Below are 19477 nucleotides of genomic sequence, written 5' to 3'. Positions count from 1 at the left end.
ACTCACCAAGGGGAATCGCTGTTGGGGGGGATTCCGGCTACCGTACGTAGTGGTAGGCGTCACTCCTATGGGTACGACCGCCATAGCCGACGGGCGCCCTATGTGGATGTGTGAGGCCGCCCCGCCGCGAGGCCCGCCGGCGGCCGGATCAGCCGCTGAGCCGGTGCAGGCGCAGGGCGAGCTGGATCTCCAGGGCCCGCTCGGGGGCCTGCCAGTCGTCGCCGAGCAGCTGGCCGATCCGGTCCAGCCGCTGGGTGACCGTGTTGACGTGGATGTGCAGGGCCTCGCTCGTCCGCGACAGCGAGCCGCCCGTGCCGAAGTACGCGGTGAGCGTCTGGACCAGCGCGGTGCCCCTGCGGGCGTCGTAGTCGATCACCGGGCCGAGCGCCGAGGCGAGGAACGCCCCGATGTCGCGCCCCTCGCCGACGAGCAGGCCGACGAAGCCCAGCTCCCTGGCTCCGGCGCCCTCCCCGGCCCTCCCCAGGGCCACCAGGGCGTCGGCGCAGCGCTGCGCCTCCCGGTGCGCGGCGGCCACCTCCGCGGTGCCGCGCACGGGCCCTCCGGCGCCCGCGGTGGCCGGGTGGCCGAGCGAGGCGCTCAGCTCGGCCGCCACCCGCTTGGCCAGGGGTCCCGGCCGGTCCCCGGGAAGCAGCAGGACCACCTCGTCGCCGCGCTGCGCGGCGAGGCCGTGGTGCAGCGTCGCCTGGGAGGACGCCCAGAACGCTGCCCGCTCCCGCCCGCCGCCGTGGCGGACCACGACCACCACGTGGTCGTGGTCCAGGTTCACCCCGACCCGCCGGGCGCGGTCGGCCAGGCCGTCGAGGGCGGGCCGCGAGATCAGGTCGTCGAGCAGCTCGCCCCTGACCCGGCCCTCCGCCTCGGCCACCGTACGCCTGAACAGCAGCAGCAACGCGGTCACCAGCGCGGCCCGCTCCAGGATGCGCTGGTCGGCGTCCGACACCTGGCCGCCGTTGCGCAGCACCAGCGTGCACAGCGGCTCCGCGCCCACGTCCACCGACGCGACCAGCAGGTCTCCCTGCCGCACGGTGCGTCCCAGCGCCCTCGACGACCGCGCGGCGTCCGCGATCACGTCCGCGGCCTTCCGCGTCCCTCGCCTGGCGGCCGGCTTCGAGCCCGGTCTCCGGCCGGTCCCCGAGTTCGTCCCCGATCCCGTTCTCGATCCCGTCTCTTGGCCGGACGCCGGCTGGTCGGACGCCGCCTCGCCCAGCGCGCCCTCCTCCAGCACGCCCGCGTCCCCGGCGATCGGGTGCCCGGCGTCGTCGAGCACCGTCAGCGAGCCGCCGAGCACCTCCGTCACCACCGCCGCCACGTCCTCGACCCCGCCGCCGCGCAGCACCAGGCCGGTCATCCGGTCGTGCGCGAGCGCGGCGCGCTCCACGGCCTGGCTGTGCGCGTTCACCTGCCGGTTGGCCTCGCTGAGCTCCTCCAGCGCGTTCCTGGTCTCCTGCAGCAGCCGGGCGTTGTCGATCGCCACCGCCGCGTGCGCCGCCAGCGAGCCCAGCAGCACGACCTCGTCCTGGGTGAAGGGCCGCACGCTCCGGTTGGCCGCGAACAGCACGCCGATCACCCGGGCGCCCAGCTTGAGCGGTACGCCGAGGATGGCGACCAGCCCCTCTTCGAGCACCGCGTCGTCGATGTCGGTCTTGTGGCGGAAGCGCTCGTCGGCGAAGTAGTCGGCGGTCGAGTACGGGGTGGCGGTCTGGGCCACCAGCCCGCCGAGCCCCGCGCCCATGGCCAGCCGCAGCGCCCGGAACTTCGCCGACACCGAGCCGTCGGTCACCCGCATCCAGGTGTCGCCCCGCTCCGGGTCGTGCAGGGTCATGTAGGCCGCGTCGGTGCCGAGCAGCTGCCTGGCCCGGTGCACGATGGCCTCCAGGACGGCGTCCAGGTCCCGCAGCCCGGCCAGGTCGCCCGCCGTGTCGAACAGCGCCGACAGCTCCGCCTCCCGCTTCGCCCTGCGCCGCAGCAGCGCCCGCACCTTCAGCGCGGCGAGCTTGGTCTCCTCCAGCTCCGCCAGCGCCTCCGCGCCGACCCCGCCGGTCCTCGCCGAGAGAACGGGCCCCTCGAACTCGACCGCCGAAGCCTCCCTGGCCAGCAGTTCGAGAAAGACCCGTGCGCTCATACCGACCATTCTCCGATGCTCGCGACGCCGCTCAGGTCCGGCTCCTTCCCCCGTCGGTTCGATCTCCGGCGCCGGTCCCACGGGTTCACCGGGCTCAGCGAGCGGTCCAGCCGCCGTCTATGGGGAGGGAGGTGCCGGTCATGAAGGAGCCGTGCGGGCCGCAGAGGTAGGCGACGAGCTCGGCGACCTCCTCCGGTTCGATCAGCCGTTTGACGGCGGCGGGGGCGAGCATGATCTGCTCGACCACCTCGTCCCTGCCGATGCCGTGGGTGCCGGCCTGGGCGCCGATCTGGTTCTCCACCAGGGGCGTGCGGACGTAGGCGGGGCTCACGCAGTTGGAGGTGACGCCGTGGGGGGCGCCCTCCAGGGCGATCGTCTTGGACAGCCCTTCGAGGGCGTGCTTGGCGGTGACGTACGCCGACTTGTAGGGCGAGGCGCGGAGCCCGTGGACCGAGGAGATGTTGACGATCCGGCCCCAGCCGCGCTCGTACATGCCCGGCAGGACCTCCCTGACCAGCAGGAAGGGTGCCTCGACCATCACTTTGAGGATCTTGGAGAACACCTCGGGGGGGAACTCCTCGATCGGGGCGACGTGCTGGAACCCGGCGTTGTTCACCACGATGTCCGTGCCGGGCGGGATCGCCCGGACGAAGTCCGGGTCCGACAGGTCCGCGACGACGGGTGTTCCCGAGATCTCCGCGGCGACCTTCGCCGCCGCCTCGGCGTCGATGTCGACCGCCAGCACGTGCGCGCCGGCCGCGGCCAGCCGGTGCGCGCAGGCGCGCCCGATCCCGCTGCCCGCCCCGGTCACCACGGCTCGCCGACCCGCTAGGTCAATCATGCTGCCGAATCTAGGCAATGACCCGAATCCCGGCCCATGTCGCCCACCCCCACACTCCGTTACGTGCTTATGTGGCGAGTCTCCGCTCCGGCAGGGACGCCGTCTTCCCTCCGCACCCGTTCCAGGGGGCGCCTTCGCGCGTTCCGGGACGCGAACGCCCGGAGCCGGCCGCCGGGGGTCGCGCGACTCTCAGATGGTGACCGGGTACATGAGCGTGAGCTCGTCGCCGGGGAGGCCGCGGATGCCCCAGTTGACCTTGGGCGACTCCATGATCACGATTTCCAGGTCCTCTGCGGGGAGGTCGAGCGCCTCGCCGGTCCTGGTGAACAGGGCGCGGATCAGCGAGCGCTTGGCCTCGTCCGACCGGCCGCTGAAACAGGCGATCTCCACGATGAGGTACCGCTCGCTCCGCTGCGGGCAGATCATGTCCTCGGCGTCCAGCAGCAGGAACCGGTGGAACCGCTTGTCCTCGGGGAGTTGCCAGACGTCCACCAGGCAGCCGTGGACGGTGTCGGAGATCTCCCGGCGTCGGTCGGCCCACACGTCCCTGCGGCCGTAGAACTTGATCTGGGTCATGCCTTGAGTCTCCCAGGCCGGGGCACGGTCTACGAGGGCGGCCGGGTCATGGAGAGCACGTCGAGCAGCTCGTCGAGCCGTTCCTCGGTGAGGGTGCCGTTGGCGACGTGGCCGCGCTCGATGACGACCTCGCGGATGGTCTTGCGCTCCGCCAGGGCCTGCTTCGCTATCTTCGCGGCCTCCTCGTATCCGACGTACGGGTTGAGCGGGGTGACGATCGACGGCGACGACTCCGCGTACTCGCGCATGCGGTCGACGTTGGCGGTGATGCCGTGCACGCACCGGTCGGCCAGCAGCCGGGAGGCGTTGGCGAGCAGCCGTACCGACTCCAGGACGTTGCGCGCGATGACCGGGAGCATCACGTTGAGCTCGAACGTGCCCGAGGCGCCGGAGAAGGCGATGGCCGCGTCGTTCCCGATGACCTGGGCGGCGACCATGGTCACCGCCTCGGGGACGACGGGGTTGACCTTGCCCGGCATGATCGAGGAACCGGGCTGCAGGTCGGGCAGGTTGATCTCGCCCAGTCCCGCCCGAGGGCCGGACCCCATCCAGCGCAGATCATTGGCGATCTTGTTGAGCGAGATCGCGACCGTGCGGAGCTGGCCGGAGAGCTCGACGACGGCGTCCCGGGCACCCTGGGCCTCGAAGTGGTCGGGAGCCTCGGAGAACGGCAGCCCGGTGGCCTCGCGCAGCCTCTCGATGACCTTGGCCGCGAAGCCGGGAGGGGTGTTGACGCCGGTGCCGACCGCCGTGCCGCCCAGGGGCAGCTGGGTGAGGCGCGGGAGCGCGCCCCGCACCCGCGCGATGGCGTTCTCGACCTGCGTGGCGTACCCGCCGAACTCCTGCCCCAGCGTGACCGGGGTGGCGTCCATCAGGTGCGTGCGCCCGGCCTTGACCACGCCGTCGAACTCCAGCGACTTGTCCCGCAGCGCGGTGGCCAGGTGCCGCAGCGAGGGGATCAGGTGGTACGAGACCTCGGTCGTGGCGGCGACGTGGATGGACGTGGGGAACACGTCGTTGGACGACTGCGAGGCGTTCACGTGGTCGTTGGGGTGGACGGGACGGCCGAGCCGCTCCTCGGCGAGGGTGGCGATCACCTCGTTGGCGTTCATGTTGGAGGAGGTGCCGGAGCCGGTCTGGAAGACGTCGACGGGGAACTCGCCGTCCCACTCGTTCTCCGCGACGTCGGTGGCGGCCTCGGCGATCGCCTGCGCCAGCTCCTTGTCGAGCACCCCCAGCTCCGCGTTGACCTCGGCCGCGAGTGCCTTGATCAGGCCGAGCGCCGCGATGTGCGGGACCTCCAGCCCGCGCCCGGAGACGGGGAAGTTCTCCACCGCCCGCTGGGTCTGCGCCCGCCACTTCGCACCCGCGGGAACCCGTACCTCACCCATCGAGTCATGCTCGATCCGATACTCGCTCATGAACCCAGTCTGCGTCCTGGAGGGGGAATCAAACCGGGCGGGGAGCGGGTGGGTACGGGGTTCTCCTCGCGGGCCGTGCTCGTGACCGTGCTCAGAAGTGCTCAGGACCGTGCCCGGAAGTGCTCAGAAGAAGGCGGCCACCGTCAGAATCATGATCACCACGAGGGCGATCGCCGCCACGCCCATGAGGACGAGGACGCCGATCCGGGTCTTCTGGGACGGCGGCTTCCTCGGTCCGGGACGGCCGGGGTCGGGCCGGGCGTTCTGGTTCGCGATCGCGAACAGGTCGGTGCCCAGGCCCGGGGAGCGGTAGGCGCCGTCGGACGCCTCGGGGCCCGGCGGACGCCAGGGCTGCGCGGCCCCCGGCCCTCCCCGGTCGGGCGGGCCGCCGGCGCCGGGCGGCCGGTTGCCGGGGAAGAGCCTCAGCGGCGGAGGGGGCGCTTCGGAGTCGGGGGACCCCGGGCGCCCCTCGCCGGAGGCCGCGAGCTCCGGATCGACCGGGGGGAAGCCGTGCGGCGGGGTGGCGGAGAGATCGGGTCTGCCGCTCACCGGGAAACCGTGGGGCGGGGTGGCCGCCGACTCGCTTCCCGGGCCTCCGAAGACCGCCGTCTCCTCGGCCGGCGCCTCGAAGGCACCCGGCCCGAACGCCCCAGGCCTCCCGAAGGCGCCACCGGGAGCCGCGGGTCCTCGCGCGACGGGGGTGCCGAGACCGGCGGGACCCTTTCGTCCCGCGACCGGTCTGCCCGGCTCCGCGAGAGGCGGCCGGTCCGGGTAGGGCGAGGTCGTCGGACGGCCGGAGGCCGGCGCCGGGGAGGCGGTGGGTCCGGTGGGTCCGGAGGGTCCGGAGGGTTCCGTGGGCGCCGTTCCGCCGGGGATGCGCAGACCGTCCTTGGGGCGGATGACCACCATGGTGCGGTCGGCGTCGAAACCGCCGGCGCCGTCCTCGGGGGCGCCGGGGCCATCCGGCTCCTGCCCGGCGTCTTCGGTGTCTTCGGCGTCTCCTGCGTCTCCGATGTGTCCGGTGTCTCCGGCGTCCTCCACGAGGGGGGTCTCGGAGGCCGGGGGAGACGGTGCGAAGGCGGGGGCGGAAGGGGCCGCGGCGGGCGCCGGGGGCGGGGGGAGGGACTCCGCGAGGTGCGAGGGGGTGTCGGCCACCGCCCGGAGCAGCGCGCCCGCCTGGGCGGCCGTCAGCCGCGTCGTGTGGTCCTTCTCCAGCAGCTGCTCGAGCACCGGGCGCAGCGGCCCCGCCTGGGTCGGCGGGTCGACCTGCTCGCTCATCAGCGCGGCCAGGGTCTCCGCCACCGAGGACCGCTCGTAGGCCGGGCGGCCCTCGACCGCGAAGTACAGCGTGGCGCCGAGGGACCACAGGTCGGACTCGGGCCCGGTGTGCTCGCCGCGTGCCCGCTCGGGCGCGGTGTATCCGGGGGAGCCGATCACCATGCCGGTCTTGGTGAGGCTCGTGTCGCCCTCCGCCTTGGCGATGCCGAAGTCGGTGAGGACCACCCGGCCGCTCTCGGTGATCAGCACGTTGCCGGGCTTCACGTCGCGGTGCAGGACCCCCTGGGCATGGGCCGCGCGGAGCGCCCCCAGCAGGTCGGCCCCGATCTCGGCGACGAGGCGGGGTGGGAGGGGACCCTCCTCCTCGATCACCTGCTCCAGGGAACGCGCCTGCACGAGCTCCATGATGATCCAGGGGCTGCCGTCCTCGACGATGGCGTCGTGGACGGTGGCCACCGAGGGGTGGCTGATGCGGGCGGCCGTACGACCCTCGCGGATCATCCGTTCCCGAAGTTCGGTGCGCTGCGCCTCGCTGAGGCCGGGCTCCTGGCGGATCTCCTTGATGGCGACCTCACGGCCGAGGGAACGGTCGTGGGCTTTCCAAACGGTGCCCATCGTGCCTCGGCCGAGCGGCGCGATCAGCTCGTAACGGTCCGCGAGCACACGCGTCTGCTGTTCCGGCATGAGAAGAAGATAGCCATTCCACCTTGAGAAGCGCTTTACCCGCGCTTACGGAGTTCCCTCGGCCAGAGAAGACGCGGGAGGACCAACCTTATGAAGGGTGTCATAAAACGGACAATTGGGCGATAGGTTGGCGAAATCTCCGTCGGCTTCCGGTGGACGCCCTCGCCGGGACGCCGGTGCGCGCGAAGCTGGGGCGTCGGCCCCGACGCGGGCCCCGACGGCGGCGGGGGCGATCCGGGCGAGGAGGGCCGCGGTGCCGGGGGCGGCGCGGAGCCGACCCGGTGCAGCCCGCGGTGCTGCGAGCGGCGGCTGAACTGCGGAGCCGACGCCCCGTCGGACCCGCCCGGGGACGGCCTGCCCTCGGGCCGCCCGGGGGGCCTGGGGAGGGACTCCTCGGCCATCCCGCCGGCCGCCACCCTGGCGAGCATCATCGAGGCCCGCCCCGCCTCGAGCCGGGAGTTCGGGTCGATCGTGAGGAGGCCGCGCAGCACCGGCGTGAGCGGTCCGGCCCGCTCCATGGGGATCGGCTCACCACTGGTCAGCGCGGCGAGCGCGGCCGCCGCCGTACGGCGCCCGTGCAGGCCCCGGCCCTCGACGGCGGTGTAGAGGGTCGCGCCGAGCGACCACAGGTCGCCGGACGGGCTTGCCTTGGCCCCCAGCACGCGCTCGGGGGCGATGTATCCGGCGGAACCCAGCACGATGCCCGCCTGGGTGATCGACACGTCGCCTTCGAGCGCGGCCAGGCCGAAGTCGGTGAGCACGGCCCGGTCGTCGGTCACCAGGACGTTGCTCGGCTTCACGTCGCGGTGGAGGATCCCCTTGGCGTGCACGGCGCGCAACGCCCCCAGGACCTGCCGGCCGATCTCGGCCACCTGGCGCGGCGGCAGCGGCCCGTGGTCCTGGAGGAGCTGCTCCAGCGATCGGGCGCGGAGCAGCTCCATCACGATCCAGGGGCGCTCGTCCTCGGTGACGACGTCGAAGACGGTGATGACGGAGGGGTGGGCGACCATCGCGGTCGCGCGTCCCTCGCGCTCGGTCCTGGCGCACAGCTCGGCACGGAGCTCCTCGTCGAGGACCAGGGGGAGGCGGACCTCCTTGACGGCCACCTCGCGGTTGAGCAACTCGTCGTGTGCTCGCCAGACGGTGCCCATGCCACCGCGCCCCACCGGTTCTGACAGCCGGTAGCGCGCTGCGAGAAGGTATCCGGGCGGCGCACGCATGTGGTGCAGCTTACCGATTTGCGTAATGCGACCAGTAGAGACCGGGCCGAATCTTCTTGCCAACTTGGGTCAGATTTTCGCGCTCGTGACTGTTGAGAAACTTTGCGTGACATCTGCCCAGTTGGCCAGGCTCCACGGCTTCTCTCCATGATCGGGCCGTACGTTGCGTTACTGCAGGTAATAGGCGTGCTTTCAGGCGTCGAACACCAGCGGCGAGGTGGATTTCGTCCCGACATTGCCGTGATGGTCGTAGACCTGCTCGCCAGGGAGACTGGCGGATTCCTGTTCGCGGCCACCCAGCAGAGCGAGCGGCAGAACCTCGCGGATCTCGGTGCCGCCTACGCGGCCTTTCGCGGACTGGGCGTGCCCGTCGTCTTCGGCACCTGGCGTGACGCGCTGGACGAACTGCTGCGTCTCGGCGAGGAGCGGGCCGTACCCGTCATCGTCGACGAGTTCCCCTACCTGACCGCGACGACCCCCGCCCTGCCCTCGTACCTCCAGGCGGCGCTCAGCCCGCTCGGCCACGCGAAGGAGCGTACGCGGACCAGGATGATCCTCTGCGGTAGCGCTCTCACCACCATGGCCCGGCTTCTGGGGAGTGGAGCACCACTTCGCGGACGAGCCTCGCTGGAGTTGGTCGTCCGGCCGTTCAGGTTCCGCGATGCCGCCGCCTTCTGGAACGTCGGCCACGACCCCGAACTCGCGTTCCGGCTGAACGCCCTGGTCGGCGGGACTCCGGCCTACCTTGAGATGTGCGGTGGATCCGGGCCGGCCGACCTCGCGGCGTTCGACAGATGGGTGGAGCGCCGTCTGCTCAACCCGGCCTCGGCCATGTTCCGCGAGGGTGCGCTCCTGCTCAGGGAGGAGCCCTCGATCGCCGATCCGACCTCCTACGCCGCCACGTTGAGCGCTCTCAGCGCCGGTAACCACCGGCGTTCGGAGATCGCCTCGGCGCTCGGCCGCCCGAGTAGCGCCCTGGCGCACCTGCTGTCGGGGCTTCAGGACATCGGCCTGATCGAGCAGGTCGACGACGCCCTGCGGGACAAGCGCGCCCTGTTCCGCGTCGCGGAACCCGTCGTCCGCTTCCACCAGCTGCTCATTCAGCGGCACGAGCCGGAACTGGTCGTACGGCGAGCGGCCCAGGTCTGGGCCGCCAACGCGGACACGGTCTCAGGGAAGATCTACGGTCCGCACTTCGAGGACCTCTCCAGGGAGTGGTGCCTCGAACACGCCGCCGCCGAAACCCTCGGAGGTGTCGCGGCGGCCGTCCGGCCCACGCAGATCCCCTGCAAGGAGCACCGGCAGGGCCACGAGCTGGACATCGTGGTGACCGAGACGGCTCCGTTCGCCGCCGACAGGATCATCGCCATCGGGGAGGCCAAAGGCACGACCACACCCGTCCCCCTCGCCGAGCTCCAGCGCCTCGAACACCTGCGGGGGCTGCTTCCCGGCGCGAAGGTCACCGCGCAGCCCAAGCTCCTGCTGTTCTCCCGGTCGGGCTTCACCGCCGACCTCGCGCACACCGCCGCACGGCGCTCCGACGTCGAACTCGTCGACCTCGGGCGCCTGTACGGCGGATCCTGACGGGGCGGCGCCCCGCCAGGGGGACGTCAGCGGCGGCCGATGGTCAGGACGGGGCCGGTGGAGTCGGTGAAGAAGTCCTCGCCCTTGTCGTCCACGACGATGAAGGCGGGGAAGTCCTCGACCTCGATCTTCCAGACGGCCTCCATGCCCAGCTCGGGGTATTCCAGGACCTCAACCTTCTTGATGCAGTCCTGGGCGAGGCGGGCGGCGGGGCCGCCGATGGAGCCGAGGTAGAAGCCGCCGTGGGTCCGGCACGCGTCGGTGACCTGCTTGGAGCGGTTGCCCTTGGCGAGCATGACCTTGGAGCCTCCGGCCGCCTGGAAGCGTTCGACGTAGGAGTCCATCCGCCCGGCGGTGGTGGGACCGAAGGAGCCCGAGGCGTAGCCCTCGGGGGTCTTGGCGGGTCCGGCGTAGTAGACCGCGTGGTTCTTGAGGTATTCCGGCATCTCGCCGCCCGCGTCCAGCAGCTCGCCGATCTTGGCGTGCGCGATGTCGCGGGCGACCACCAGCGGCCCGGTCAGCGACAGGCGGGTCTTGACCGGGTATCTGGTCAGCTCGGCGAGGATCTCCGGCATCGGGCGGTTGAGGTCGATCTTGACGACGTCGTCCGAGAGGTGGTCGTCCGTGGTCTCCGGCAGGAACCTCGCCGGGTCGGTCTCCAGCTGCTCCAGGAAGACCCCCTCGGGGGTGATCTTCGCCAGGGCCTGGCGGTCGGCGCTGCAGGAGACCGCGATGGCGACGGGGCAGGAGGCGCCGTGGCGGGGGAGGCGGATGACGCGGACGTCGTGGCAGAAGTACTTGCCGCCGAACTGCGCGCCGATGCCGAGCTTCTGGGTGAGCTCGAAGACCTTGGCCTCCAGCTCGGTGTCGCGGAAGCCGTGGCCCGAGGGGGAGCCCTCGGTGGGGATGGAGTCCAGGTAGCGGGCGCTGGCGTACTTGGCGGTCTTCAGGGCGAACTCGGCGGACGTGCCGCCGACGACGATCGCCAGGTGGTACGGCGGGCAGGCGGCCGTTCCGAGGGAGCGGATCTTCTCCTCCAGGAACTGGAGCATCCGCTTCTCGTTGAGCACCGCCTTCGTCTCCTGGTACAGGAACGACTTGTTGGCGCTGCCGCCGCCCTTGGCCATGAACAGCAGCTTGTACTCGTCGGGGTGGCCGCCCGGGTCCTCGGCGTAGAGCTCGATCTGCGCGGGGAGGTTGGAGCCGGTGTTCTTCTCCTCCCACATGGTGAGGGGGGCCATCTGGGAGTAGCGCAGGTTGAGCCGGGTGTAGGCGTCGTAGACTCCGCGGGAGATGTGCTCGGCGTCGGCGCCGTCGGTGAGCACGTGACGGCCGCGCTTGCCCATCACGATCGCGGTGCCGGTGTCCTGGCACATCGGGAGCACGCCGCCCGCCGAGATCGACGCGTTCTTCAGCAGGTCGAGGGCGACGAAGCGGTCGTTCCCGCTCGACTCGGGGTCCTCGATGATCTTGCGGAGCTGGGCGAGATGGGACGACCGCAGGTAGTGGGAGATGTCGTGGACGGCGTTCTCGGTGAGGAGCCGCAGCGCCTCGGGCTCGACCTCCAGGAACCTGCGGCCCGCGGCCTCGACGACCCGTACCCCCTCGGCGGTGATCAGACGGTACTCCGTCTCGTCCGGTCCCATGGGAAGCAGGTCGGTGTAGTCGAACTCGGGCATCGTCGTCGATCCTCCGTGCGGGCGCTGTTTTCCCTAGAGGGTACGGCCTCGCCTTCACGCTCCGTCCTCGCGGTCGGTGCGGCGGCCCTCCTCCCCGAGCCGCGCACAACCGCATGGACATATAGTACTAAATCAGCATATTTGGGACAAGCATTAGTAGGTTATGCGTCTTTTGAGGACATATGTCCGAATGTACGGGGAAAGGGAGAAGAGCCGGGCCGAGCGTCCGGCGGAAGCTGGGGGACAGCATGAATATCGGAAACACCGTCCTGGCCGGAAACATCGTCCTGCTGGCAATCGTGGCCGTCTTCGTGGTGGCCGGCCTCGGCGTGTCACTGATAGCCATCACGCTGGCGAGCATCAAGGAATCCAACGGCCGTACCCCCCAGTGGCCGGTGAGCTGGCCGGAACCCCCGATGACCCTCTCCCGGCAGCGGCCGAAGGTCGCCTCCGGCCGGGCGAGCCTGCCCTCGCAGCAGGTGACCCTGTCCCTGCGGCGGGCCGGCGAGCCCGCGCGGCAGATCAACCTGCCCCAGCGGGTCGAGATACCCCGGCAGCGACCCGCTCCGCCTCAGCCGGCCGACGTACCCCCGCAGCGGGTGAGCCCGCTGAGCTGAGGCCGATGACGATGCCGGTGACCACGAGCGCGGCGCCGAGCAGGTCGGGCACCGACGGCGCGCCCAGGCCGAGGACGGCGCCGGTGACGATGGCGCCGACCGGGATCAGCCCGGCGAACAGCCCCGCCCTTCCCGGGCCGAGCCGGGGCAGGGCGTCGTACCAGAGGAAGAACGCCACGGTCGTCACGATCAGCGCCTGGTAACCCAGGCCCGCTGCCTCGGAGACCGTCGGCACGCGGAACATCGCGGTGCCGTCCGCGAGCAGACCGGCGACCACCAGCATCGGCACGGCCAGCGTCACCGAGTACGCGGAGACGCGCACCGCGCCCAGCTTCGGCAGCAGCGGGATGGCCAGCATGGAGAAGCAGAGCTCGCAGCCCAGCGCGCCCAGTGACCAGAGCAGCCCGGCCAGGTCGCCGCTGCCCAGCCCGGCGGCCACCGTCGCCCCGGCGGCGACCAGCGCCGCCGCCCCGAGCAGCCGGGGCGAGGGGCGCCCGCCGAGCAGGGCCAGCGCCAGCGGCACGGTGCCGAGGACGGTCCCGACCAGGGCCGGACCGCCGTGCCGGGTGGCCTCGACAACGCACACGTTGAAGATCACCAGTCCCGTCAGGGAGAGCGTCGCCAGCAGCGCCGTCTCGCGGGCCGTGAGCCGGACGAACCGCAGCCCCGCGACCCGGGCGACGGTGAGCAGGGCCGCGGCCGCGAGCAGGTGGCGCAGGGCCTGGCCGCCGTAGACCGGGTAGTCCCCGATCACCCCGGCGACCCCCGCCAGGGTGCCCACCAGGAACATCGCCGTCGCGGCCTGGACCAGGCCGCGCGACTCCCGTAGGACGGTGGAGCGGGTGGTGGGGCGGGTGGTGCTGACATCCACGTTCATGTGCGGAATGCTAGGAAGCCAATGGCACCCCTGTCGGGTCCAATGTGGCAGCGAAACAGAGGACCAATTGGCCGATCTGCACCTCGTCGTCGACCGGGCGGCGGGCGGCGTCGCCGCCCAGATCGCCCGCGAGCTCCGCGAGGCGGTACGCCGCGGGCGGCTGGCCGCGGGGGTCAGGCTGCCCGCCAGCCGCGAGCTGGCCAGGGATCTCGGCCTCTCCCGGGGTGTGGTGGTCGAGGCGTACGAGCAGCTCGTCGCCGAGGGGTTCCTGATCTCCCGGATCGGGGCGGGAACCGTCGTGGCCCCCGCCGCGGGCCGTCCCGCCGCCCTCCCCGTCCCTCCCGGCGGTCCTGACGGCCCCGAGGGCCCTTCCCGGACGCCGGAGGACCCGCCGCGCGCCGGGTCCCGGACCGCGGAGGCCCGCGGCGCGGAAAGGGAGCGCGAGCCGTATCACGGGCGCCGCTCCACCGCGCCCGACCTGGGGGCGTTCCCCAGGGAGCGATGGCTGGCCTCGATGCGCAGGACGCTCGCCGCGCTGCCCGCCGAGGCCCTGGACTACGGCGATCCCGGCGGCGTCCCGGCGCTGCGCGAGGAGCTGGCCGCCTATCTCAGGAGGGTCAGGGCGGCCGATGTGAGCCCGGACAACCTGGTGATCGTGGGCGGGGTGGCCCAGGGGATCAGTCTCACGATCCAGGCGCTCGCGGGGAGGCTTCCCCGGGGCCGGTCGCCCCACGATCTCGGCTGGTTCGTCCGGCGGGCCTCGCGTCCGGCGCCGCCCCCCGGCCGGATCCGGCTGGCGGTCGAGGACCCGGCCGGGGGACGCCAGCTCCCGTTGCTGCACGCCGCGGGCGCGGACCTGGTCGCCGTCCCTGTGGACGGCGAGGGCGTCGACGTCGGGGCCCTGGCCGCGACCGGGGCGCGCGCGGTGCTGCTCACCCCCGCGCACCAGTACCCGACGGGCGTCGTGCTCTCGCCCCGCCGCCGCGCCGAGCTGATCGAGTGGGCCGCCGCGACCGGAGCGGCGATCCTGGAGGACGACTACGACGCGGAGTTCCGCTTCGACCGCGACCCGGTGGGCTGCCTGCAGGGCCTCGCCGCCGACCGGGTGATCCTGATCGGGAGCGTCAGCAAGTCCCTGGCCCCCGGGCTCCGCCTGGGCTGGGTGGCCGCGCCGCCCGAGATCGCCGAGTCGCTGCGGCTGGCCCGCGGCGAGCTGGATCTGGGCTCGCCCGTCCTGGAGCAGTACGTCCTGGCCGACTTCGTCACGACGGGCGGCTACGACCGGCACCTGAGAAGGATGCGCCGGGAGTACCGCGCCCGCCGCGACGCCTTCGCGCTGGCGCTCGGCGAGCACCTTCCCGAGATCACCGTGCGGGGCGTCTCCGCCGGGCTCCACCTGCTCGCCGAGCTGCCGTACGGCTGGGACGAGGCGGCGGTGGCGGAGACGGCCCAGGACTGCGGGCTCGCGGTCGAGCCGGTGGGCCCGATGCGGCACGCCCCGGGCCCGCCCGCGCTGGTAATGGGCTTCGCCCGCCTGCCTGCCCGCCGCGCCGACGCGACGATCCGCGCCCTCGCGGACGCCCTGCGCCGTCGCCCCGCCCCATGAGCAGGCCTCCCGCCTGCGGATACGTTCACGTCGGAGCTTCCGGTGCGGTCCGATAGATCGTCTGGATGTCCTGACAAATTCTTGACGGCTTCTGACTCGTCGCTTAGAACTGGAGATCGACCGCTTTCTTCTTCGGAGGCACGATGCGTGTTGGACTACTGGGACTCGGCAGGATCGGGGTGTTCCACGCCGCGACCCTGGCGGCGCATCCCGGGGTCGACGAGCTGGTGGTGAGCGACGCGGACGGCGGGCGGGCGGAGGAGGTGGCCGCCAGGCTGGGAGCGCGGGTGGGGGACGCGTTCGACAGCGACGCGGTGGTCATCGCCACTCCCACGGCGACCCACGCCGAGCTGCTGATGCGCGCCTGCGCCAAGGGGGTGCCGGCGTTCTGCGAGAAACCGGTGGCGCCCGGCGTACGGGACACCCTCCGCGTGCTGGACGCGGCCAGGCGGAGCGGCACGGTCGTGCACATCGGCTTCCAGCGGCGCTTCGACGCCGGGTACGCCGCGGCGAGGAGGGCGCTGGCCGGCGGCGAGCTGGGCACGCTGTACCGGGTGCACATGGTGAGCGCCGACCCCTGCCCACCCGACCCCGGATACATCCCGATGTCCGGTGGCATCTACCGCGACTGCCACATCCACGACTTCGACATCCTGCGCTGGGTCACCGGCGGAGAGGCCGACACCGTCTACGCGACCGGCGCCAACCGGGGCGAGGCGTTCTTCGCCGAGGTGGGGGACGTCGACAACAGCGCCGCGCTGCTCACCATGGACGACGGCACGCTCGTCACCCTCCAGGGGTCGCGGTACAACGGCGCCGGGTACGACGTGCGGATGGAGCTGGCGGGCACCCTGCGGACCTGGGCGGTCGGCCTCGACCCGCGCGTGCCGCTGACCAGCTCCGAGGGCCTGCAGCCGCCGGGCGAGCCCTGGCCCGACTTCGCGGCCAGGTTCGAGCACGCCTACGTCGCCGAGCTCGACGCGTTTCTCGGCGCGGCGCGGGGGGAGACGGAGAGTCCCTGCACTGTCGAGGACGCCCTCGCGGCGCTCTACCTCGCCGAGGCCGCGGAGCTGTCCCGGCGCGAGGGTCGTCCGGTGCGCGTCACGGAGGTGATCGTGTGAGAAGAGGCGACCCGGTGAGAGAGACCGGCTCCGCCGGCGGAGGCGGTCCGGTGCGAACGGCCGGCGCGCCCATTTCCTGGGGGGTCTGCGAGGTCCCCGGCTGGGGGCGGCAGCTGGATCGTTCCCAGGTGCTCGCCGAGATGAGGGAGCTGGGCCTGACGGCCACCGAGCTCGGCCCCCAGGGGTTCCTGCCGCCCTCGCCGACGCGCTGCCGCTCCCTTCTCGCGGAGTACGGGCTGCGGGCGGTGGGCGGGTTCGTCCCCGTCGTCCTGCACGAGGCCGACCACGACCCGCTCCCGGTCGTCCGGGCCGCGATGCGCGCCTTCATGGACGGCGCGGTGGACGTGGTCGTGCTGGCCGCCTCCACCGGCGGTGAGAGCTACGACGCCAGGCCGGAGCTGGACGCGGCCGCCTGGAAGACCCTCATGGGCAACCTGCGCCGGATCCTCAAGAACGCCAAGGAGTTCGGCAGGACCGTCACCCTGCACCCGCACATCGGGACCGTGGTGGAGAACCGGAAGGAGGTCCAGCGGGTGCTCGACGACAGCGCGATGCCGCTCTGCCTCGACACCGGCCACCTCCTCGCGGGCGGCACCGACCCCGCGGAACTGGTCTCCCACGCCGCGGAGCGGATCGCGCACGTCCACCTCAAGGACGTGGACGCCGCCACGGCCGGGCGGGTCAGGGCGGGCGAGCTGACCTACACCCGGGCGGTGAAGGACGGCCTCTACCGCCCGCTGGGCCGGGGCGACGTGGACCTTCCCGCCATCGTCGGCGGCCTGACCAGGGCCGGGTACGACGGCTGGTACGTCCTGGAGCAGGACGTCGTGCTGGGCTCCACCGACGGTGATCCCGACGGTGATCCCGACGGTGATCCCGACGGTGATCCCGACGGTGATCCCGGCGGCCCCGACGCGCCCAGGGGTTCCGGCGACCCCAAGGAGAACGTCCGCGAGAGCCTGGCGTACCTGAGGAAGCTCACCGGCGACGAGGCCGGGCCGTCCGGAAGCGGCGGGCCGGGGAGCGGCGGGACCGGGAGCGGCGAGCCGCCCGGCGGGGGACGCGCATGATCGAGGTTCTGGCCATGGGGCGGGCCGGGGTGGACATCTACCCGCTGCAGGTGGGGGTGTCGCTGCGCGAGGTCGAGACCTTCGGCAAGTATCTGGGCGGCAGTCCCACCAACGTGGCCGTGGCCGCCGCCCGGCTGGGCCGCTCCAGCGCGGTGATCACCAGGACCGGGGACGACCCGTTCGGGCTCTTCGTGCACGACGCGCTGCGCGAGTACGGGGTCGACGACGGCTACGTGACCCCGGTCGCGCACCTGCCCACCCCGGTGACGTTCTGCGAGATCCGGCCGCCGGACGACTTCCCCCTCTACTTCTATCGCTTCCCCAAGGCCCCGGACCTGGAGATCTTCCCCGAGGAGCTGGATCTGGAGGCCGTCGCGGGAGCCCGGCTGTTCTGGGCGACCGTCACCGGGTTGTCCCAGGAGCCCTCCAGGAGCGCGCACCTCGCGGCCTGGCGGGCCAGGGGACGCGTGCCGCACACCGTGCTCGACCTCGACTACCGCCCGATGTTCTGGTCCGGCGCGGAGGAGGCCCGCGAGCAGGTGCGCGAGGCCCTACGCCACGTCACGGTGGCGGTGGGGAACCAGGACGAGGCCGAGGTGGCGACCGGCACCCGCGAGCCGCACGAGGCGGCGGCGGCGCTGCTGGCGGCGGGCGTCGAGCTCGCGATCGTGAAGCGGGGGGCGGGCGGGGTGCTCGGCATGACCGCGGGCGAGACGGTGGAGGTGCCGCCGGTGCCGGTGGAGGTGGTCAACGGCCTCGGCGCGGGAGACGCCTTCGGCGGTGCCCTCTGCCACGGCCTCCTCGAACGCTGGCCCCTGGAGACCACGCTGCGGTTCGCCAACGCGGCCGGGTCCATCGTCGCGGGACGGCTGGCCTGCGCCCCGGCGATGCCACGGATCGACGAGGTGATGGACGTGCTCGGCGCGAGCGGTGGGGGTCGGGCGGAGGCGGGAGGCGCATGAACGAGCAGGAGCACCGGGCGCTCATCGACACGCGGGCGCGGTTTCCCGGGCGGATCGCCGAGGCGGCGCGGGCGCGGCGGCGCAGGGGGCCGCTGGAGGAACGCGACCGGCTCCTGATCATCGCCGCCGACCACACGGCCAGGGGGGTCGTCGGCGTCGGCAGCCGTCCCGGGGCGATGGAGAGCCGCGTCGAGCTGCTGGACCGGCTGTGCGTGGCGCTGGCCAGGCCCGGCGTGGACGGCGTGCTCGGCACCCCCGACATCGTCGAGGACCTCCTGCTGCTCGGCGCGCTGGAGGGCAAGGTCGTGATCGGGTCGATGAACCGGGGTGGCCTGCACGGGTCGGCCTTCGAGTTCGACGACCGCTTCACCGCCTACGACACCTCCTCGATCGGCCGGATGGGTCTGGACGGCGGCAAGATGCTCTGCCGGATCGGCATGGACGACCCCGCCACCGCCCGCACCCTGGAATCGTGCGGCCGGGCCGTCACCGAGCTGGCCTCGCACGGCCTGGTCGCGATGGTCGAGCCGTTCTGGTCCCGGCGGGCGGGGGACGGCGCGATCACCCACGACCTGTCGCCCGAGGGGGTCATCCGGTCCATGCACGTCGCCCAGGGGCTCGGCGCGACCTCCGCGTACACCTGGCTCAAGATCCCGGTCGTGGAGGGCATGGAACGGGTGATGCGGGCCACCACGCTGCCGACGCTGCTCCTGGGGGGCGACCCGGGCGGCGCGCCGGAGCTCACCTACGCGGCCTGGCGCGAGGCTCTGCGACTTCCGGGCGTGCGGGGTCTGGTGGTGGGCCGCGCGTTGCTGTATCCCTCCGATGACGACGTGGCCGCGGCCGTCGACACCGCCGCGGCGATGCTGGAGGTGACATGAACGGGAGATCGGGCCGGAACCGCATCGGCGAGGGCACGCACGGGAGACCGGACCGGGGCGGCGACGGCGAGGAGCGGCCATGACCCTCGTTCCCGCGGGAAGCACCGCGCGGGCGCCGTGGGCGCTGTCGATCACCCCGGAGGCAGCCGGGTGGACGTACGCGGGGCTCCGCGTGCTCTGCCTGTCCGGCGAGGGCGTGGAGTTCGACACCGGTGACGAGGAGATGCTGGTCCTGCCGCTGTCGGGCACGTGCGTGGTCGAGTGCGACGGGGAGCGGCTCACGCTGGACGGCAGGACCTCGGTCTTCCACGCGGTCACCGACTTCGCGTACCTGCCCGTCGGCGCGACCGCGCGGATCACCGGCGAGGGCCGCTTCGCCCTCCCCGCCGCCCGCGCGACCAGGCGTTTCCCCGTACGGTACGGTCCCGCGCGGGCGGTCCCCGTCGAGGTGCGCGGGACGGGGCCGGCCAGTCGCCAGGTCAACAACTTCTGCGCCCCCGACGCCTTCGACTGCGACAAACTCGTCGCGGTGGAGGTGCTGACCCCCGGCGGCAACTGGTCGTCGTACCCGCCGCACAAGCACGACACGGCCTCCGAGCACGAGGCCGTGCTCGAGGAGATCTACTACTTCGAGGGCGGCCCCGGCTACCAGCGGGTGTACGGCACGCACGACACCCTGGCCGAGGTGGCCGCCGGAGACGTGGTGCTCGTGCCCAGCGGCTACCACGGCCCGTCGATGGCGGCCCCCGGCTACGACCTCTACTACCTGAACGTGCTGGCCGGGCCCGCGCCCGAACGGTCGATGGCCTTCTGCGACGATCCCCGGCACGCCTGGATCCGCTCCTCGTGGGCACAGCAGCCGATCGACCCGAGGCTTCCGATGACAAAGGCCCCGTAAGACCTTGTGAGGCATTGTG

At 72.5% G+C, this 19477-nt stretch carries 16 protein-coding genes; 8 read left to right on the top strand and 8 right to left on the bottom strand.

Going from position 1 to position 19477, the window contains the following annotated elements; all coding sequences use genetic code 11:
* Window positions 1-148 precede the first annotated feature (148 nt).
* The 6 genes from ACTOQ3_RS24195 to ACTOQ3_RS24170 all read right to left on the bottom strand — a co-directional run bounded on the left by ACTOQ3_RS24195 (window position 149) and on the right by ACTOQ3_RS24170 (window position 8163).
* Window positions 149-2143, bottom strand: a complete 1995-nt coding sequence (locus ACTOQ3_RS24195) for a helix-turn-helix domain-containing protein (protein WP_440085612.1) — start codon at window positions 2141-2143, stop codon at window positions 149-151.
* Between the two features lie 94 nt (window positions 2144-2237).
* Complete coding sequence (locus ACTOQ3_RS24190) at window positions 2238-2984, bottom strand: 3-hydroxybutyrate dehydrogenase (RefSeq protein ID WP_440085611.1); 747 nt, start codon at window positions 2982-2984, stop codon at window positions 2238-2240.
* 189 nt (window positions 2985-3173) lie between these two features.
* A complete protein-coding gene (locus tag ACTOQ3_RS24185; RefSeq protein ID WP_440085610.1) occupies window positions 3174-3560 on the bottom strand; it encodes a tautomerase family protein in 387 nt (128 codons plus the stop codon).
* 29 nt (window positions 3561-3589) lie between these two features.
* Window positions 3590-4981 (bottom strand): class II fumarate hydratase, encoded by a 1392-nt coding sequence (locus ACTOQ3_RS24180; RefSeq protein ID WP_440085609.1) that lies wholly within the window; start codon window positions 4979-4981, stop codon window positions 3590-3592.
* Window positions 4982-5104: 123 nt separating this feature from the next.
* Window positions 5105-6943 carry a protein kinase domain-containing protein gene (locus ACTOQ3_RS24175; protein ID WP_440085608.1) on the bottom strand — a complete coding sequence of 613 codons (1839 nt, stop codon included), beginning with the start codon at window positions 6941-6943 and terminating at the stop codon, window positions 5105-5107.
* Between the two features lie 35 nt (window positions 6944-6978).
* Window positions 6979-8163, bottom strand: a complete 1185-nt coding sequence (locus ACTOQ3_RS24170; RefSeq protein WP_440085607.1) for a serine/threonine-protein kinase — start codon at window positions 8161-8163, stop codon at window positions 6979-6981.
* 243 nt (window positions 8164-8406) lie between these two features.
* Here ACTOQ3_RS24170 and ACTOQ3_RS24165 point away from each other — a divergent pair, with 243 nt between their 5' ends.
* The gene (locus ACTOQ3_RS24165; RefSeq protein ID WP_440085606.1) at window positions 8407-9747 is read left to right on the top strand and encodes an AAA family ATPase; all 1341 of its coding nucleotides are present in this window, start codon (window positions 8407-8409) and stop codon (window positions 9745-9747) included.
* Between the two features lie 26 nt (window positions 9748-9773).
* Here ACTOQ3_RS24165 and ACTOQ3_RS24160 read toward each other — a convergent pair whose 3' ends face one another.
* Window positions 9774-11426 (bottom strand): fumarate hydratase, encoded by a 1653-nt coding sequence (locus ACTOQ3_RS24160; RefSeq protein WP_440068323.1) that lies wholly within the window; start codon window positions 11424-11426, stop codon window positions 9774-9776.
* 248 nt (window positions 11427-11674) lie between these two features.
* Here ACTOQ3_RS24160 and ACTOQ3_RS24155 point away from each other — a divergent pair, with 248 nt between their 5' ends.
* The gene (locus tag ACTOQ3_RS24155; protein WP_440085605.1) at window positions 11675-12043 is read left to right on the top strand and encodes a hypothetical protein; all 369 of its coding nucleotides are present in this window, start codon (window positions 11675-11677) and stop codon (window positions 12041-12043) included.
* On the opposite strand, the gene ACTOQ3_RS24150 is transcribed toward ACTOQ3_RS24155, so the two are convergent.
* Entirely contained in the window at window positions 11949-12920 is a 972-nt protein-coding gene (locus ACTOQ3_RS24150; protein WP_440085604.1) for a DMT family transporter, read from the bottom strand. The two genes, ACTOQ3_RS24155 and ACTOQ3_RS24150, sit on opposite strands and share 95 nt — an antisense overlap.
* Window positions 12921-12987: 67 nt before the next feature.
* Here ACTOQ3_RS24150 and pdxR point away from each other — a divergent pair, with 67 nt between their 5' ends.
* The 6 genes from pdxR (at window position 12988) to iolB (ending at window position 19458) form a co-directional block, all read left to right on the top strand.
* Complete coding sequence (pdxR, locus tag ACTOQ3_RS24145; RefSeq protein ID WP_440085603.1) at window positions 12988-14526, top strand: MocR-like pyridoxine biosynthesis transcription factor PdxR; 1539 nt, start codon at window positions 12988-12990, stop codon at window positions 14524-14526.
* A gap of 143 nt (window positions 14527-14669) precedes the next feature.
* Window positions 14670-15647, top strand: coding sequence for a Gfo/Idh/MocA family protein (locus ACTOQ3_RS24140; RefSeq protein WP_440085602.1), 978 nt, complete (start codon window positions 14670-14672; stop codon window positions 15645-15647).
* A 50-nt stretch (window positions 15648-15697) separates the two neighbouring features.
* Complete coding sequence (locus tag ACTOQ3_RS24135) at window positions 15698-16717, top strand: TIM barrel protein (RefSeq protein ID WP_440085601.1); 1020 nt, start codon at window positions 15698-15700, stop codon at window positions 16715-16717.
* Window positions 16714-17679 (top strand): 5-dehydro-2-deoxygluconokinase, encoded by a 966-nt coding sequence (gene iolC / locus ACTOQ3_RS24130; protein ID WP_440085600.1) that lies wholly within the window; start codon window positions 16714-16716, stop codon window positions 17677-17679. Before ACTOQ3_RS24135 ends, iolC begins: the two co-directional genes overlap by 4 nt.
* Entirely contained in the window at window positions 17676-18560 is an 885-nt protein-coding gene (locus ACTOQ3_RS24125) for a class I fructose-bisphosphate aldolase (RefSeq protein WP_440085599.1), read from the top strand. Before iolC ends, ACTOQ3_RS24125 begins: the two co-directional genes overlap by 4 nt.
* Window positions 18561-18639: 79 nt before the next feature.
* Window positions 18640-19458 carry a 5-deoxy-glucuronate isomerase gene (iolB, locus tag ACTOQ3_RS24120; protein WP_440085598.1) on the top strand — a complete coding sequence of 273 codons (819 nt, stop codon included), beginning with the start codon at window positions 18640-18642 and terminating at the stop codon, window positions 19456-19458.
* Window positions 19459-19477 lie beyond the last annotated feature (19 nt).

Origin of the sequence: Streptosporangium sp. LJ11 (assembly GCF_051918945.1) — a bacterium.
Classification (GTDB): domain Bacteria; phylum Actinomycetota; class Actinomycetes; order Streptosporangiales; family Streptosporangiaceae; genus Streptosporangium.
The sequence above is the reverse complement of the archived record's forward strand: the minus strand, read 5'-3'. Positions and strand labels throughout refer to the sequence as shown.

Bases quoted from the DNA above. Each gene is read 5' to 3' on its own strand.
- ACTOQ3_RS24195 (WP_440085612.1), bottom strand. From the start codon at position 2,143: ATGAGCGCACGGGTCTTTCTCGAACTGCTGGCCAGGGAGGCTTCGGCG.
- ACTOQ3_RS24190 (WP_440085611.1), bottom strand. From the start codon at position 2,984: ATGATTGACCTAGCGGGTCGGCGAGCCGTGGTGACCGGGGCGGGCAGC.
- ACTOQ3_RS24185 (WP_440085610.1), bottom strand. From the start codon at position 3,560: ATGACCCAGATCAAGTTCTACGGCCGCAGGGACGTGTGGGCCGACCGA.
- ACTOQ3_RS24180 (WP_440085609.1), bottom strand. From the start codon at position 4,981: ATGAGCGAGTATCGGATCGAGCATGACTCGATGGGTGAGGTACGGGTT.
- ACTOQ3_RS24175 (WP_440085608.1), bottom strand. From the start codon at position 6,943: ATGCCGGAACAGCAGACGCGTGTGCTCGCGGACCGTTACGAGCTGATC.
- ACTOQ3_RS24170 (WP_440085607.1), bottom strand. From the start codon at position 8,163: ATGCGTGCGCCGCCCGGATACCTTCTCGCAGCGCGCTACCGGCTGTCA.
- ACTOQ3_RS24165 (WP_440085606.1), top strand. From the start codon at position 8,407: ATGGTCGTAGACCTGCTCGCCAGGGAGACTGGCGGATTCCTGTTCGCG.
- ACTOQ3_RS24160 (WP_440068323.1), bottom strand. From the start codon at position 11,426: ATGCCCGAGTTCGACTACACCGACCTGCTTCCCATGGGACCGGACGAG.
- ACTOQ3_RS24155 (WP_440085605.1), top strand. From the start codon at position 11,675: ATGAATATCGGAAACACCGTCCTGGCCGGAAACATCGTCCTGCTGGCA.
- ACTOQ3_RS24150 (WP_440085604.1), bottom strand. From the start codon at position 12,920: ATGAACGTGGATGTCAGCACCACCCGCCCCACCACCCGCTCCACCGTC.
- ACTOQ3_RS24140 (WP_440085602.1), top strand. From the start codon at position 14,670: ATGCGTGTTGGACTACTGGGACTCGGCAGGATCGGGGTGTTCCACGCC.
- iolC (WP_440085600.1), top strand. From the start codon at position 16,714: ATGATCGAGGTTCTGGCCATGGGGCGGGCCGGGGTGGACATCTACCCG.
- ACTOQ3_RS24125 (WP_440085599.1), top strand. From the start codon at position 17,676: ATGAACGAGCAGGAGCACCGGGCGCTCATCGACACGCGGGCGCGGTTT.
- iolB (WP_440085598.1), top strand. From the start codon at position 18,640: ATGACCCTCGTTCCCGCGGGAAGCACCGCGCGGGCGCCGTGGGCGCTG.